Genomic DNA, 16,464 nt, shown 5'->3' on the forward strand with positions numbered 1-16,464 from the left:
GCGCCTCCGCCCGGAAGTAAAAAGCCAAGGGGATCACAACTTGCAACCGGCCATCACCCAAGGGAGGCCGCTCGGAGTACTATTCAGGCAACACGACTCACGCCCGCACTCAGGTATCGAGGCCTAATATGAAATGGATTTTCAACCCCGCCATCCGGCTGGGCAATCAGCTCTCCTTCAAATACAAATTCCTGCTCTGGTCCTGCCTGATGCTGCTGCCACTGGCCTACAGCATGACCAATCTGCTGGGGCGGCTGCAGGATGACAACGCGCAGGCCAACCGCGAGCTGGCGGGAGTGGTCAATCTCACCCCCGTGCCCGCTATCGAGCAAGCCCTGCTCACCCATCGCAATCTCGTAACCCGTCACGCCTATGAAGTGGATCCGGTCGGTGATGATCAGGTCAAGGCAGCCGCACAAACAGTTGCTCAGAGCCTGCAAGCCTTTGCCAACACCCGCCAGAACAACCCCTCCTTTGAGGTGATCCAGCAGGGCTGGGCCGCCCTGCAGAGTGAAGCGGGCAAGCTGGAAGTGGAGCAGAGCAACCTGCGCCACGACAAGCTGTTGACCGAGGTGCGCCACCTCTACAAGCACATTACCGCCAGTAGCAGCCTGATCCAGGATCCGGCGCTCGGTACCTACTACATGGTGATCCTCGCCAGTGAGCGGTTGCCGCAACTGCGCGACCTGCTGGCTCAGGTGCGGGATCGCGCCGCCACCATCGCCGATTTCGGCCTGTTTCAGGCCGAGGGCTACAGCGGCCTGCGTTTTCGTCTTGACCTGATCAGCGCCACTCTGCAAGAGCTGGAGGCCGACCTGACCCTGCTCTACCGGATTGAACCGGCCTACCGCGCCGAGCTGGGTCAGCAGACCGATGCTCTGATACAGCTGGTGCGTCAGGGGGTCGAGACCATGGAAAACAAGATGATGAAGGATCAGCTGGTGCAACTCCCCACCAAGGAGGTGCAAGCGCTGGGGGATAAGATGGACGAGGCCATCACCGCACTGGCAGGCCAGGTACGCCAGCGGCTGGAGGCCGACTTACATCAGCGGCTGGCCGCCAACCAACGCCACTTCTGGTGGGTCACCGCGCCGCTGACCGTCAGCTTGCTGCTCTACCTCTACCTGATGATCGGTGCCTATCTCTCCCTGCGCGACACCGTAGGGCGGGTGCGTGATATTGCTGCCCGGGTCAACGCCCAGGATCTCAGCCAGCATATCGAGATCGTCGGTCAGGACGAGCTGGCCGCCATCAGCCGGGATTACAATGTGACCCTGGAGACCCTGCGTACCCTGATGCTGCGAGTGCGGGAAAATGGCGTCACCGTGGTGGAGAGCGCCACCGAGATCGAAGCGCGCACCTGCCGCTCGCAGGAGGTCATTGCCGATCAGCAAGGGGAGACCCATCAGGTCGCTACCGCCATCAAGGAGCTGGCCGCCACCTCACAAGACATGGCGGGCAACGCCCTGCAAGCCGCCCGCATGACCCAGGAGGCGCAGGACGTGGTCGGTCAGGGCGAGGATGTGGTGGAACGCACCATCAAGGCCATCGACCATATCAACCGCGAGGTGCTGCGTACCGCCGACACCATAGGCCAACTGGAGCAGCAGTGCAGCCAGATTGGCGGCGTCATCAGCGTGATCCGCGGCATCGCCGAACAGACCAACCTGCTGGCCCTCAACGCCGCCATCGAAGCGGCCCGGGCCGGTGAGCAGGGTCGCGGCTTTGCAGTGGTGGCCGACGAGGTGCGATCTCTTGCCAACCGCACCCAGGGGGCTACCGTCGAGATCCAGCAGATGATTGAACAGCTGCAATCCGGCGCCCGCGCCTCGGTCACCGCCATGTCGGCGGCCAGCCATGAAGCGCAGGAGGGGGTCGGGCTGGCGCAGGAGGCAAAACAGGCTTTCGGCGCCATAACCGAGAAGGTGGATCGAATGGTCGATACCAACGCCATCATCGCCAGCGCCATCGAGCAGCAGGGCGCCGTGGTCAACGAGATCGAACGCAACGTGGTGCGCATCTCCGATGGCAGCGACGAGGCGCTGCAAGTAGCCAACGCCGCCCGCGATGCCGCACGCCAGATCCACCAGCTCACCGAACAGCTGCGCGCCATGGTACAGAGCTTCGTGCTGTAACAGAGCGCTGACAAGCCGGGCTCAACGTGAGCCCGGCATTATCTCGGTCTCGCCCCTGCCCACAACATCTCGGTTGCGCGGATCATCCAGAAAATCTCTGCGACCCACTTGCCGGGCAAACGCCAACAAAGTAGTCTCGAACGAAAACAAAATGCGGCATTCCCGACACGCACTGTCTGCGACGTCGAGGCAAGCAAGCCGCCTGCGAGCCACAGATTAAACCCAGCGTCACGTCATTTATCACCCGCTTCAAGCGAGGATTTACCCATGGCCAGATACCAGTTTTTTACCATTCCGGCGTCCAATCGGCAGCAATACACCTTTATCGACATGGCATCTCCGACTTTTCTGAGTGAAAAGGCGGCACTGCTGACCCAAGGATTCGAGGTGGAGGAGGACTTTATTGACGCAACCAGTCCACGGGAGGCCGTCGAGAAGTACCAATCCAATTTTCTCTATGTGGCGGATGAGATAGGCAAGTCCGATAGCAGCTACGCCGCAGCCGTCGCCATGCTGGAGATTGGCAAGGGGTTATTGGGTAATAAAACCCGCCGAGATTAGGTGCAGCGGTAAAGAGTGGTGGCCATCGTGGCAACACGCCCGATGGCCATATGGCAAGATATCAATTCGGTAAGTCAGAAGCGCCCCAGCTGCTGGAGCATCTCGATCAGCTCCTCTTCGCTGCTCGGCTCATAGGCCAGCTGAAGGCTCGGCGCAGCGCCCCCCATCAGCATGTAGACGTTGGTGCTGCAGTGGTCGTAGTGATACCACTTACCGTCGATACAGACGTCGGTATAGCATCTCGGGTCCCTTTTCAGTTCCATATGCACATCCTTTTGTTACATCCCATCAACATCACTCCTGACCGTAAGACAACCCGCTGCGACCTATCTTGATACAGATCAAGATGTGCAACGGCTGTGCTCCTGCAGGCGCAATTCCTGCAGTTTTCCTCCCGGATGGCGTTGTGTAACACAAGTCCCCCCTTTCTTCTCTTCCCTGACTTGAGCCTGACTACACTTAGCCCTGTCGACCCACACCACCATCTGGAGTCATACCGATGAAACCGAGGCTTTCCACCACCACGATTTTCTCGCTCTTGCTCTGTAGCGCACTGCTTTTGCAGCCTGCTCTTGCGCAGTCGGCCAAGGCCGCCATCGACCCCAAGCCAGCCAGCGAATTTACCATCAAGGCAAACCAGCAGGTGCTCAATACCCTGCCCTTCAATGACAAGCAGGATTTCGAGGATGCCCAGCGTGGCTTTATCGCCAAGCCGGAGACCCTAACCATCAAGGATGACAAGGGCAACGTGGTGTGGGATCTGGAGCAGTACAAGAGCTACATCGGCCTCGACAAGGCCGCGCCAGACAGCGTCAACCCCAGCCTGTGGCGCAATGCCCAGCTCAACATGCAGTACGGCTTGTTCAAGGTCACCGACAAGATTTACCAAATTCGCGGCTTTGATCTCTCCAACATCACCTTTATCGAAGGCAACAAGGGATGGGTGGTGTTCGATCCGCTGATCTCCCCGCAAACCGCCAAGGCGGCGCTGGCCTTCATCAACAAGACCCAAGGGGAGCGCCCGGTCACCGCGGTGGTCTACAGCCACTCCCACGTGGATCACTACGGCGGTGCCGCCGGTCTGTTCAACTCGCTGGACGAGGTGAAAAAGAACGGCGTCGAGATCATCGCGCCGGAAGGATTTACCGAACACGCGGTATCGGAGAACGTCATCGCCGGCAACGCCATGGCTCGCCGCGCCGTCTACATGTACGGCGCCCTGCTGCCGCGCAACCCGCAGGGGGGCGTCAACGGCGGTCTGGGGCAAACCACCTCCACCGGCGTGCCCTCGCTGCTGCTGCCGACCCGCTTTATCACCAAAACCGGTGAAACGCTGACGGTCGATGGCGTCAAGATGGTCTTCCAGATGACCCCGGGCACTGAAGCCCCGGCCGAGATGAACACCTGGTTCCCGGACAGCAAAGCATTGTGGATGGCCGAAAACTCCACCAACACCATGCACAACATCCTCACCCTGCGCGGCGCCCAGGTGCGCGATGCGCTGAAGTGGGCCAGCTTTCTCAACGAGACCATCGAAACCTGGGGTGATCAGGCCGAGGTCAAGTTCCAGAGTCACCACTGGCCACGCTGGGGCAATGCCAATACCGTCGACTACTTCAAGAAGCAGCGTGACCTCTACAAATACATCCACGACCAGTCGGTGCGCCTGATGAACATGGGCTACACCGGTGAGGAGATCTCCGAACAGATCACCCTCCCCCCCGAGCTCAACGACTTCTGGCCGAACCGCGGTTATTACGGCACCCTGCGCCACAACAGCCGCGCCATCTATCAGCGCTATATGGGCTGGTACTCCGGCAACCCCTCCGATCTCGACAACCTGCCCCCAGAAATGGTCGGCCCCAAATATATCGAGTTCATGGGGGGCGAGCAGGAGGTACTGAAAAAAGCCAAGGCCTCGTTCGACAAGGGGGAATATCGCTGGGTCGCAGAAGTGCTCAAACATCTGGTGTTTGCCAACCCGAACAACACAGAGGGCAAGCTGCTGCTGGCAGATGCACTGGAGCAGCTGGGCTATCAGGCTGAATCCGGCCCGTGGCGCTCCGTCTATCTGCAAGGCGCCTATGAGCTGCGCAATGGCGTTCCTAATGTTGGCGGAACAGTCACCGCCTCACCGGACACCATCCGGGCCATGAGCCCCAGCATGCTGTTTGACTATCTCTCGGTGCGCATTAATCCCGAGAAAGCGGCGGGCAAGAAGATGGTCATCAACATGGCGTTCACCGACATCGGGGAGAAACATACCCTGAGTCTGGAGAACTCGGTGCTCAACCACACAACCCGCTATGCCGCCAAGCCTGATGTGACCATTACCCTGAGCAAGAAGACGCTGGATGATATCCAGCTCGGTCAGGGCACCATGGAGCAGAAGATCGCCAACGGCGAGATCAAGATCGAAGGTGATCAGCAGAAGTTCAGCGACTTCATCAGCCTGCTCGACAAGTTCAACTTCTGGTTCAACATAGTGACGCCATGATGCAACGCACCTTGCGCGCATGCATGATCCTCCTCTGCCTCATCCCCGGGATGGGGCAGAGCTGTGGTTATGATGCCCTTTATCCCAATCCGTTCGAACAGAGCTGGCCCGGCACGGTCAATATTGCCATGGCCACGGCGACTGCGGTGAGCCGTGAGCAGTTACCCCCCTTGGCAGCCCTGACAGGAGAAGCCGGCTTCTCCCGTAGCCAGGCATGGCTCCAAACCCTCAAAAGTCGACTCCAGCAGGCAGGGGTAGGCGGCGGGATCTCCATCCTGCTTATCGACTCAGGACTCTGGTCCAGAGTACGAGGCAAGGAGTCCCTACTGCTCCAGTTGCACACCAGCGGCCCAAACCCCAAAGACCGGGTGATGCTGCTGAGTGAAGCTGCCATCAACGCCATGTTGAATGGGTCGCTCACCATCGAGCAGGGACTGCAATTGGGTATTGTGGAGCTGCAAAGAGACGACAATCAGCAGTTGCAGCGGGATCTGCACAAGGCGCTGAGCTCGCAGACCTGACCGCCACGGGAGAAACAGATAGAACAAAGGGAGGCAAATGCCTCCCTTTTTTATGCCTTCACGGCGAACGTCAAGCGCGGGCGCTTATTCGTCTTCCAGATAGGCGTAGCCTTGCAGGCCCAGCTCCAGCTCGTCGAGTAGGGCTTTGCGAGTGGCATCGTCCAGCGCCGGGTGAGCGGCGATCTGCTGGTAGTTTTCGCGGATGACGGACGGGTCGATGTTGACGTAACGCAGCAGCTGGTCGACGGTGTCGCCGCGCACCACGTTGCGAATGTCCATCTTGCCCTCTTCGTCCAGCCACACTTCCGCGCAGTGGGTGTCACCGAACAGGTTGTGCAGATCGCCGAGGATCTCCTGATAGGCACCGACCAGGAAGAAGCCGACGTGGCACTCTTCGTTCTCGCCGTAGACCGGCATTGGCAGGGTGCTTTCGACCCCCAGACCGTCGACATAGTGCTCGACCTGACCGTCGGAGTCACAGGTAATATCCATCAGGATACCGCGACGGCTAAGCGGACGATCGAGACCGGCCAGCGGCATCACCGGGAATACCTGACCGATACCCCAGGCATCCGGCAGGGACTGGAACAGGGAGAAGTTGGCAAAGCACTTGTCCGCCAGCTTTTCACTCAGCTCGTCAGCCAGCGCACGGTGGTTGCGGTTGACCGGGTTGAGCATCTCTTTGAGCGCCAGACAGGTGTTCTGGTGCAGCATCTCGGCCCAGGCACGCTGTTCAAGGTTCAAGAGGCCCATGGTGTACTGGGTATTCACGTCACCCAAATCTGCCACCGAGTCATGGAAGATCTCCAGCAGGGAGGGATCTTCGCTGCGCAGATCCAGCCAGCCTTTCCACATGTTCTGCAGAATGGTCGGTGCATCTTCGTCCGGCGCGCTGATGTCGTTCATCTCCACCCCTTCGGCACCAATGATATTGGTAACCAGCACGGCGTGGTGAGCGGTCAGGGCACGGCCGGACTCGCTGATGATGGTCGGGTGCGGCAGGTCGAACTCGCGGCAGACATCGCCGATACCCCATACCACGTTGTTGGCGTACTCGGAGAGGCTGTAGTTGGCGGAGCAGTGGCTCTGGGAACGGGTTCCCTCGTAGTCCACACCCAGGCCGCCACCGACGTCCACGACTTCGATGTTGGCACCAAGGCGACGCAGTTCGGCGTAGAAACGGCCGCATTCGCGGATGCCGCCCTGAATGTCGCGGATATTGGCGATCTGGGAACCCAGATGGAAGTGCAGCAGTTGCAGACAATCCAGCTTGCCCAGCCCGCGCAGACGCTCGATCAGCGCCAGGATCTGGGAGGCGGAGAGACCAAATTTGGACATGGAGCCACCGCTCGATTCCCACATGCCGGAGCCGGTGGAAGCGAGCTTGGCACGCACCCCAATGTTGGGCTTGATGTTGAGACGAGCTGACTCGTCCAGCACCATTTCCAGTTCGGAGGGCTTCTCCACCACGATGTAGACCTTGTGGCCCATCAGGTTGCCCAGGAGGGCGTGGCGGATATATTCGCGGTCTTTGTAACCGTTGCAGACGATCACCGAGCCTTGCTCATGGTGATGGGACAGCACGGCCAGCAGTTCCGGTTTGGAACCAGCTTCCAGGCCAAGCCGGGGCTTGTCGCTGTAGGACTGGCTGATGGTCTCGATGACACGACGCTGCTGGTTTACCTTGATCGGGTAAACGCAGAGGTAGTCCCCTTCATAGCCTGACTTCTCGATGGCCTGACCAAAGGCGTTGAACAGCGCATCGACCCGACTCTTGAGAATGTCGGGGAAGCGCAGCAACACGGGGGTGGTCAGCCCGGACTGACGCAACTGTTCGATGGCGTCAGAGAGCACAATATGCGCGTCAGGGCGTGATTTGTCGGGGGCGACGGTCACATGACCGGCGTCATTGATATTGAAAAAACCCGCACCCCAGTAGGGAACGTTGTAGACCTTCAAGGAGTCCTTGCTGGACCAGTTAGTCATGGGCTATGCCTCGCAAATGAGCGACCCAAAGTCGCCTTCGTTACCCTCAATCACATCCAGACCATCTAGTGCAGAGTACGGCGAGCGCTGCCATCACGAGACGCAGCCACCCAAACCAACGCTTTGCACATCGCGGCAAGCCAGAGGCTGCCTGGTGGATCTTGGGGAAGTAACGAGTCTTGATGTGGGGCTGGTGGCTTTACATCAAGCTCAACGGTATGCGGTGCCACTATGCCGTAGCGCCGCGGTACTTTGATGACAGACGACATCAGCCACGCCGTCAGTTCATCATTCGGCAGCGATCCCGACAGAAGGAGAGGGTTCCAAGGAAGAGAAGCGAAGGCGCCAGCACGCATGCGTGTTGATAGACGACAACAACCACAGCCCACCTCACCGTCAGTGACCGCCCATGACAAGGGAAGATGATGAGCCGGTGGCCCACTCGGTCAAATGAAGGATGAGAGTCTGTTGTTCTCCCTGATACCGGAGCCTAACCGGTATTAAAGAAACCATTCCCCAGCAGTGTCTGTCGTTTCTGCGTGCCTCGCCCTATAGGCGTATGATCGGTCGGGTTTCTGGCGGCTCTGCCTGCTTCAGGGTTGCCCTTGGATCGGCGCGGAGTGTACACACTTACCGCGGGCAGTGACAATAAAAAATAGTGTTCAAAATCCCCTTTTAATAAGTCGATCAAATCTTGCTGGCGAGCAGGCGGGCTCTGGGATGGCGCAGGTTATGCGACAGCCCGATTCCCCCTTGAAAAGTGTGCGAAAACGCCATGGTTGGGCTGACGCCTTGCTGTGCGGTGGCTGAGGGGAATTTGGTCGCCACCGCCAGCGCCTAAATATCGTAATAAATGCCACATTTATGCGATCTCCCTCCCGGACGTTGCCCTGCGCGCCGCACATTCGCCGCTCTTCCCTTGCGTCAAAAAATGTGAAAAACCTGCGCTGACGCAATGAGTGCCCCGCACGGATTGGCCACAATGACCGCTCACAATCGGTTAGAGGCTGACTAATGGATACCCTGCTTGAGCGTTTTCTGCGTTACGTAACTTTTCATACCCGCTCCGATGAGACCAATCCAGCCTGCCCCAGCAGCGAAGGCCAGCTGATCTTTGCCCGCGCCCTGCAAGAAGAGATGAAGGTGCTGGGGCTGAGCCAGGTCACCCTGGATGAAAACGGCTACCTCACCGGCTGCCTGCCGGGCAACCAGCCGGACGCCCCCGCCATCGGCCTGATTGCCCACATGGACACCGCCGACTACGAGGCGGAGCACGTAGTACCGCAAATCATCGAAAACTATCAGGGCGGCGACATCTGCCTTGGCAAGGGTGACGAGGTGCTCGCCATCCGTGACTACCGCTTCCTGAAAAACTACTTGGGTCAGGATCTCATCACCACCGACGGCACCACACTGCTTGGCGCCGACGACAAGGCGGGTATCGCCGAGATCCTCACTGCCATCGACCACCTGCAGGCCCACCCCGAGATCCCACGTGGCGATATTTGGGTCGGCTTTACTCCGGATGAGGAGATCGGCCGCGGCGCCAACCTGTTCCCGCTGGACAGATTCCCGGCCAAGTGGGCCTACACCGTGGATGGCGGCGAACTGGGCGAGCTGGAGTATGAAAATTTCAACGCCGCCAGCGCCACGGTTCATTTTATCGGCAATAACGTCCACCCCGGCACCGCCAAGGGCAGCATGATCAACAGCCAGACCCTGGCCGCCCGCTTCCACGCCGCCATGCCTGCCGAGCAGACCCCGGAGTGCACCGATGGGTATGAGGGCTTCTTCCATCTGGCCCAGATGAGCGGCACCGTGGAGGAGAGCACCCTGCACTACATCATCCGTGACTTCGACGACGAGCACTTCGCCGCACGCAAAGCCGAGATGCAGAGCCGGGTCGCCGCCCTGCAGGCCGAGTATCCGAAGGCCCGCATCGAGCTGACCCTGACCGACAGCTATCGCAACATGCGCAGCCAGATTGAGCCGCACATGCATATCGTCGAGCTGGCCAAGGCCGCCATGGAGGCCGCCGACGTGGTGCCGAAGATCAAGCCCATTCGCGGCGGTACCGATGGCGCCCGCCTCTCCTTTATGGGTCTGCCCTGCCCCAACCTCTTCACCGGTGGCCACAACTTCCACGGCAAGCACGAGTTCATCCCGCTGCAATCCATGGAGAAATCGGTCGCCACCCTGGTGGAGCTGGTGCGCCTCACCGCAGCCTGGGGCGGTTAATCGATTACCATGACAACCAAGGGGGAAGCCGGTTAACCGGCTCCCCCCTTGCTATCTGGCCATCACCCATCAACAAAGGGAAACCGGGGAGGGTCGCTCAGGAGCAACTGGCTGCCACTGCCATCAAACTGTCATCCCGCTGACATGTCGCGGGAACAGTGTCACATCATGCTGGGAGCAACGGATCGCCGGAGCCCTCCAGATGTTCACTATCGATACCCTGCTGACCCAGCACTTCCCCCGCCTGCTTGGCTACCCCCTGCTCACCCCGTTGTTCAAGCGGCTGCTGGGCTGGCTGCTCAACGAACGTGCCTTTGCCGACTTTGCCGCCCGCTACCCGCACCTGCGCGGCCTCGACTTTGTCGAGCAGGCGCTGACCCAGCTCGATTTCGACTATCGGGTCAGCGAGGCGCAACTCGAGCATATTCCCGCCAGCGGCCGGGTCATTCTTGTTGCCAACCATCCCATCGGCTCGCTGGACGGACTGGCGCTGCTGCAACTGCTCGGTCGCATCCGCCCCGATGTGAAGATCGTCGCCAACCAGCTGCTGGCACAACTCGCGCCGCTGCGCCCTTTGCTATTGCCGGTAGACAATATGGAGGGCAAGACCGATCGACAGGCCATCCTCGCCATGAACGAGCACCTAGCCCATGAAGGGGCACTGGTGATCTTCCCCGCAGGCGAAGTCTCGCGGCTTGGCCTCAAGGGGGTGAAAGATGGCCCCTGGCAGGCAGGCTTTATCAAGCTGGCCCAGCGCACCCGCACCCCGCTGGTGCCCATCCATCTGGGGGGACGCAATAGCCTCTGGTTCTATCTCGCCTCCTGGCTCAACAAGCCCGCCTCCGCCCTGTTGCTGGTACGCCAGCTGTTTCGCCAGCAGGGGCAGACCCTGCCGGTGACCATAGGAGCGCGCATTCCGCTCGACAGTTTTCAGGAGCTGCCAGCCAAGACGGCGGCGCGGCTGGTGCGCAACCACCTCTACCGGATTGGCCGTGGCAAGGCGGGACGGCTGCAGACCGAGGCCCCCATCGCCCTGCCGGAGGATCGCCGCCAGCTCAAACAAGCCATCGAAAGCTGCGAACAACTCGGCACCACCCCGGATGGTCAGGGGATCTACCTCTACCGCCGCCACGAACTAAGCCACTCGGTGATCCTGCGCGAGCTGGGACGACTGCGAGAGATCGCCTTTCGCGCAGTGGGGGAAGGATCCGGCAAAAGGCGGGATCTCGATGGCTTTGACAACGACTATCACCACCTGATCCTCTGGGATCCGGCCCGGCTCGACATTATCGGCGCCTACCGCTTTGCCCCGGTGGCAGAGCTGCTGGCCAGCAAGGGGAAGGATGGCCTCTACAGCCACACCCTGTTCGGCTTTGAGGATAAGCTGCTGCCCCGGCTGGAGCAGGCCATCGAGCTTGGCCGCAGCTTTATCCAGCCCGCCTACTGGGGCAAGCGGGGGCTCGATTATCTCTGGTTCGGCATCGGTGCCTATCTGGCCCGCTATCCCCGCTACCGCTACCTGTTTGGCCCGGTGTCGCTCTCCGGCAGCCTGCCGCCGGCGGCCAAGGATCTGCTGGTGAGCTTCTACCGCCAACACTTTGCCCCCGAGCTGGCGCTGGCCCCCTCCCGCCGTCCCTACCCCGAGACGCAACCTCTGTTCGAGGGGGTGGATTACGGTGCCGATCTCCAAGCACTCAAGGCCCGCCTCGACAATTTGGGCTGCGCAATCCCTACCCTCTACAAGCAGTATTCCGAGCTGTGCGAGCCGGGCGGCGTCCAGTTTATGGATTTTGGCATCGACCCCGACTTCAACCACTGCATCGACGGGCTGGTGTGGGTCGATGTGAGCCGCATCAAGTCCCACAAGCGTGCCCGCTATATCGGCAGCCATCTGGCCGAGCCGCGCTCATAGCCCTGCAGGCGCCAGGCAAATAGCCAAAGGCAAAAAAGGAGAGAGAGGCCATCGCCTCCCTCTCCTTTCGCTCTCATGCTCAGCACCTTTTCGAGGCGCTCGGCCCATCAGGCGTTACTCGGCCGCCTTGCGATCCGAGTGGCCGAGATCCCGCTCAGGGGCGATGACGTCACGCACCCGCTGCTTGATCTCCTTGGCCTCGGGGAAGCCGTCATCGACCACCCGATCCCACACCTGCACCCCGCTCACCAGAATGCGGAACTCCCCCTTGCTGGCCGGCACCAGCGCCACCTCCCCCAGATCGCTGTCGAAGGTGGAGAGCAGCTCCTGCGCCAGCCAGGCGGCGCGCAGCATCCAGCGACAGAGGGTGCAGTAGCGGATTTCTATGCGGGGTTTGCTGATCAGGGTTTCAGACTCGATCATGAGTGACTCCATAAAAAAGCGACAATGGCGGGAAGTGGCGTACTGCCGCCCAATGGCCGATCCCGGTTTGGTCAAATCAGTGCTGATCAACCCCATGAAAATCGGCCAGCCAATGGCGGGCAATGGTACGCATCGCCGATTCTGGCAGCTCGAACAGGCCGGGAGCAAGAGGGCCTGCCGCCAGCATCCGGATCCCTTCCATGATCTCCGCCAGCACCAGATAGACATATTCACCTATCACGGCGCCATGGACGAAGTTGACCGCCTCGCCCCGGTTGAGCAGGTAGATCTGGGTGCCATCCGGCCGGTTGAGGGCCAGCACATGGGGGCACACCTCTTCGCTCGGCCACGGCAACTGGGCCAGCGAGAAGGCAAACTCGTCGTCGGCCGAGGTGACCGAGGCCACCATGGTGCCGGGGCGCAGCGCCTGCAGATCCGCCAAATCCAGCGAGCCGTTGCCGGTAGAGCAGATCACCAGCTCGGCGCGGCTCAACGCCTCGGCCTTGGTGATCAAGCGAAAACCGTGAGAGAGCGCTTCGACCTGTCGCAGCACATCGGTCTCCACCAGCCCGAGATGGAGGTTGCGACAGCGCAGGTCGCGGGCGATGCTGCGTCCCACCTTGCCATAGCCAAACAGCACGGCTTCGCAGACGTTGAAAGTACGGTTGAGGTTACGAGCCAGCGACTCCGCGGAGTAGACCACGCTCAAACCAATCTGGATATCCTCGGCCTGCTTGAGGGGGCTGCGTGCCACCGACACCACAGGGGTCGCCAGCACCTCCTGCTCATAGCGCTGATGGCCGTTCTCGGTCATCTCCACCACCCCGAGGAAACGGGGGCCGAAGTACTCGCTCAAGATCACCTGAGTTTTGGCAAAGTAACCGCCTATATCGAGGATCAGCAACCGCTCGTGGGGGGCCACCAGCGGTGCAATCTGCTGGATGATGCTGTCGGGTTCATTGGTCCAGCGCCGGTTGAGGGGCAGCACCGGATAGTGCTGGGATACCCACTCCAGGGTCGGACCATGTACCGATTTCGGTTTGGGCAAAATGGCGCCAATCCGTCCAATCTGACCGAGAGCGTCGATAAAACGGGGGCGATCGGGAAGCAGGTGAGTGACCAGCAGAATGCAGAGACCATCGATACGTCCCTGTCCGGTGAAATGGCGAAAAAACAGATGCTCAGATCCTTGACTGCGCAACTGTGGCCTCCTTATGTGCCGCAAAGCAGGCAAACAGAACCCGGCGCGGCCGGGTTCTGTGTGTGTCCAAATAAAATGAAAATCCTTTTTATCTGAAACACATATGGGGCTCAATCATTATCTGCCAAGAGTATGAGCGAGTATGCAAAAATGACTGTAATTGCCTGTTTTTCATGCAAAAATCAGTACAAAGAAGCAGCAGGCCACACCCACCATAGGCTGAGCCCGGTTCCCGCCGCGGCGAGCAAGATCAGCCCACCCCAACGCACTGGCAACGGTTTGTCACGCAACGCCCACTCCAGCAGCGGCAGCAACCAGACCGGCAGCAACACCACCAGCGGCACCTCCACATATTGCCAGGCCAGCATCTGGACGAAGGCGAGGGCCAGCGCCAGACCGGCGGGGGCTACCTTGGTGCCAACAAAGGTGGCAAGCAGGGCGCGAAAACCGGCGAAAGCGGCCAGCGCACCGGCCAGCTGGGCAATCAGCAAGCTGCCATCAATGCCGATCACCAGCGCCAGCCAGATAAAACCGAGGGCAAACCCGAGCCCCTCGCGGCTATCACAGTGCAAGGTGCTCCAGCCAAACCAGAGGATGGCGGGCAGTAGCGCCAGCCAGATCCCGGGTTCGCTCGCCAATACCGATGCCAATCCCTGCCACCACACCAGCGCGCTGAACACGGCAAAGAGCAGCAGCGAGCCGCGCAGATCGTTCACCTGAGCCGCAATGGCGGGGACCAGCAGGGTTAGCGGCAGCCACTGCCACGCCTTGGCCGGAATACCATAGAGACCGCCAAGCCAGGAGCCCACCAGCCAGAGCGCCAGCGCGCCCCACAGATACCCCAGTCGCGGCCAGCGCCACGATAGCAAAGCGGCTCCCAGAGGAGCCGCCAGGGTTTGCAGCAGAAGTTCCGCGCCCATTACTTGCGCACGCCTTCGACAAACAGGTTGATGCTCATCTCGTCCGGGATGCCGGGCAGCATGTAGCTCACGCCAAAGTCACTGCGCTTGATGGTGGTGGAGGCGTTAAAACCGCTGCGGTAACCGCCCCAGGGATCCTTGCCTTCGCCAATTTTGACCAGATCGAAGGCCACTTCCTTGGAGACGCCGTGCAGGGTCAGGGTCCCTTTCAGCACGCCTTTATCCTTGGTGCCCTCGTAAGCGGAGCTGACGAAGGTCATCTTGGGATACTGCTTCACGTCGAGGAAGTCAGGGCTGCGCAGGTGCTTGTCGCGGGCCTCGTGGTTGGAGTCGACGCTGGCGGCATCCACTTCAAAGCTCGCCTTGGCCGCCGCCGGGTTGGCGTCATCCATGCTGAAGGTGCCACTGAAGGTGTTGAAGCGACCCACCAGCTCGGAGAAGCCCAGGTGACCCACCTTGAACTGCACTGTGGTGTGCGCCGCATCCACATCGTAATCCGCCGCCATCAGAGGGGTAGCCATAAACAGGCAGGAGGCCAGCAGAGCCTTGGTCATTTTCATCCGTTCGTTCCTTCATCTTGGGGTTCACATCAGTGGTTAAAATGCTAACCTCGTTCTGAAGATGAATAATCAGTGATTTATTAAATTCATTATTTACTGAGGATGGAAAATGGACCAGATCGCCGCCATGCGTACCTTTATCAAGGTGGTGGAGTGCCAGAGCTTTACCAAGGCCGCCAACCAGCTCGGCATCTCGGTCGCCATGGCCTCCAAGCTAATGCAGCAGCTGGAGGAGTCCCTCGCCACCCGGCTGCTGTCGCGCACTACCCGCCAGGTCAATCCCACCGAGGCGGGCCAGTTCTACTACCAGCGATCCCTCGCCCTGCTGGCGGAGCTGGAAGAGACCCACAGCCAGCTGACCCACCACAACCAGCAGCCGAACGGCACCCTCAAGCTCTCGGTGCCGATGGATTTTGGCTATCTGCACCTCTCCCCCGCCCTGCCGCTGTTTCGCCAGCGCTTTCCCGATCTCAAGCTCGATATCGAGTACAGCGACCGGCGGGTAGCGCTGGTGGAAGAGGGGTTCGATCTGGCGCTGCGGATCGGCCACCTCAGCGACTCCTCGCTGGTGGCGCGCCAGCTTGCCACCATTCGGGTCGAGCTTTGCGCTAGCCCCGACTATCTTGCACGCAAGGGCAGACCGGAAAAACCCGAGGATCTCAAACAGCACGACTGTCTGATCTACACCCTGACCCAGCCGGAGTGGCACTTCAAACGGGGAAACGAGCAGCAGAGCATCCGGCCACAGGGACCGCTGCGGGCCAACAACGGGGTGGCGCTGACCCGCGCCGCTTGTGATGATCAGGGCATCATATTGCAGCCCACCTTTATCGTGGGGGAGGCCCTGCGGTCAGGGCAGCTGGTCAGCCTGCTGCCAGAGTGGGACAAGGGAGATGTGGGACTTTATGCGGTCTATCCGCACCGCCGCTTCGTCTCGGCCAAGGTGCGCTGCTTTATCGAGTTCGTGCAGGAGCGCTATCTCGCCCCGCAACAGTGGGATGCGCCGACCTGATGGTCAACGCTGACGGTTTGCTCTGACTTTCCGGCCTGCTGGCCCGGCAGACAACCTAACGTTGGCTGGGGGCCGCTGCGGGGGCGAGCGTTGCCAGCAGACGCGCCTGCTCGGGGTGCAACTGCCAGCGTGGCAAACGGGTGCGTATCACCGACAACTGCTGCTCACTGAGGGCATAGGGGAGCGCCACTTCGATCTCGGGGCAGTCAAACATGGCGGCCAGCTGCAGGATCAAAATGAGGTTTGCCTCGTCGGCCTTGTGCTTGTTGACCCGTTTGCGGATCTCGTGGCGCAGCTGGGTTTCGGGGTCCTGGGTCATCGCCTGCCAGCCGAAACCGAACAACGGCACCAGCGCGCTGACAATCCCCAGCGCCGTCATCGGCTGCTTGGGAGGATGATAGAGTGCGTTGAGATCCAGCCGAACAGGATTCTGACGAACCTCACCCTCACCAAATAAAATCGTTTTCGTCATTGGATTACCCGTTATATTCCACTAGA

General features: G+C 60.3%; 14 protein-coding genes. 7 read left to right on the forward strand and 7 right to left on the reverse strand.

The annotated features are described in order from the left end of the window. Window positions 1-128 precede the first annotated feature (128 nt). Both OKC43_RS03125 and OKC43_RS03130 read left to right on the forward strand, forming a co-directional pair. Window positions 129-2,135: a methyl-accepting chemotaxis protein gene (locus OKC43_RS03125; RefSeq protein ID WP_270803857.1), complete on the forward strand. Its 2,007-nt coding sequence runs from the start codon at window positions 129-131 to the stop codon at window positions 2,133-2,135. Between the two features lie 267 nt (window positions 2,136-2,402). After that, complete coding sequence (locus OKC43_RS03130; RefSeq protein WP_042054618.1) at window positions 2,403-2,696, forward strand: hypothetical protein; 294 nt, start codon at window positions 2,403-2,405, stop codon at window positions 2,694-2,696. A gap of 74 nt (window positions 2,697-2,770) precedes the next feature. On the opposite strand, the gene OKC43_RS03135 is transcribed toward OKC43_RS03130, so the two are convergent. After that, complete coding sequence (locus tag OKC43_RS03135; protein WP_005334402.1) at window positions 2,771-2,959, reverse strand: hypothetical protein; 189 nt, start codon at window positions 2,957-2,959, stop codon at window positions 2,771-2,773. 236 nt (window positions 2,960-3,195) lie between these two features. On the opposite strand from OKC43_RS03135, the gene OKC43_RS03140 reads away from it, so the two are divergent. Then, window positions 3,196-5,193: an alkyl/aryl-sulfatase gene (locus OKC43_RS03140; RefSeq protein WP_270803858.1), complete on the forward strand. Its 1,998-nt coding sequence runs from the start codon at window positions 3,196-3,198 to the stop codon at window positions 5,191-5,193. Further along, complete coding sequence (locus OKC43_RS03145) at window positions 5,190-5,714, forward strand: hypothetical protein (protein WP_236562065.1); 525 nt, start codon at window positions 5,190-5,192, stop codon at window positions 5,712-5,714. The genes OKC43_RS03140 and OKC43_RS03145 overlap by 4 nt, the downstream gene beginning before the upstream one ends. Window positions 5,715-5,798: 84 nt before the next feature. On the opposite strand, the gene speA is transcribed toward OKC43_RS03145, so the two are convergent. Then, window positions 5,799-7,700 (reverse strand): biosynthetic arginine decarboxylase, encoded by a 1,902-nt coding sequence (gene speA / locus OKC43_RS03150; RefSeq protein ID WP_270803859.1) that lies wholly within the window; start codon window positions 7,698-7,700, stop codon window positions 5,799-5,801. 1,014 nt (window positions 7,701-8,714) lie between these two features. On the opposite strand from speA, the gene pepT reads away from it, so the two are divergent. Both pepT and OKC43_RS03160 read left to right on the forward strand, forming a co-directional pair. Beyond that, a complete protein-coding gene (gene pepT, locus OKC43_RS03155; RefSeq protein ID WP_270803860.1) occupies window positions 8,715-9,938 on the forward strand; it encodes a peptidase T in 1,224 nt (407 codons plus the stop codon). Window positions 9,939-10,140: 202 nt separating this feature from the next. Further along, window positions 10,141-11,850, forward strand: a complete 1,710-nt coding sequence (locus tag OKC43_RS03160) for a lysophospholipid acyltransferase family protein (RefSeq protein WP_270803861.1) — start codon at window positions 10,141-10,143, stop codon at window positions 11,848-11,850. 114 nt (window positions 11,851-11,964) lie between these two features. Here OKC43_RS03160 and OKC43_RS03165 read toward each other — a convergent pair whose 3' ends face one another. The 4 genes from OKC43_RS03165 to OKC43_RS03180 form a co-directional block, all read right to left on the reverse strand. Beyond that, entirely contained in the window at window positions 11,965-12,273 is a 309-nt protein-coding gene (locus OKC43_RS03165) for a SelT/SelW/SelH family protein (protein WP_058055830.1), read from the reverse strand. Between the two features lie 76 nt (window positions 12,274-12,349). Next, window positions 12,350-13,474: an adenosylhomocysteinase gene (locus tag OKC43_RS03170; RefSeq protein ID WP_005361782.1), complete on the reverse strand. Its 1,125-nt coding sequence runs from the start codon at window positions 13,472-13,474 to the stop codon at window positions 12,350-12,352. A 182-nt stretch (window positions 13,475-13,656) separates the two neighbouring features. Beyond that, on the reverse strand, window positions 13,657-14,394 hold the full coding sequence (locus tag OKC43_RS03175; RefSeq protein WP_270803862.1) for a hypothetical protein: 738 nt from the start codon (window positions 14,392-14,394) through the stop codon (window positions 13,657-13,659). Next, window positions 14,394-14,954, reverse strand: coding sequence for a YceI family protein (locus tag OKC43_RS03180; protein WP_263085888.1), 561 nt, complete (start codon window positions 14,952-14,954; stop codon window positions 14,394-14,396). The genes OKC43_RS03175 and OKC43_RS03180 overlap by 1 nt, the downstream gene beginning before the upstream one ends. Window positions 14,955-15,063: 109 nt before the next feature. On the opposite strand from OKC43_RS03180, the gene OKC43_RS03185 reads away from it, so the two are divergent. Next, window positions 15,064-15,966 (forward strand): LysR family transcriptional regulator, encoded by a 903-nt coding sequence (locus OKC43_RS03185; protein WP_270803863.1) that lies wholly within the window; start codon window positions 15,064-15,066, stop codon window positions 15,964-15,966. A 55-nt stretch (window positions 15,967-16,021) separates the two neighbouring features. On the opposite strand, the gene OKC43_RS03190 is transcribed toward OKC43_RS03185, so the two are convergent. Next, window positions 16,022-16,438, reverse strand: a complete 417-nt coding sequence (locus tag OKC43_RS03190; RefSeq protein WP_270803864.1) for a hypothetical protein — start codon at window positions 16,436-16,438, stop codon at window positions 16,022-16,024. Window positions 16,439-16,464 lie beyond the last annotated feature (26 nt).

The organism is Aeromonas sp. Y289-2, from assembly GCF_027705925.1.
Classification (GTDB): domain Bacteria; phylum Pseudomonadota; class Gammaproteobacteria; order Enterobacterales; family Aeromonadaceae; genus Aeromonas; species Aeromonas veronii.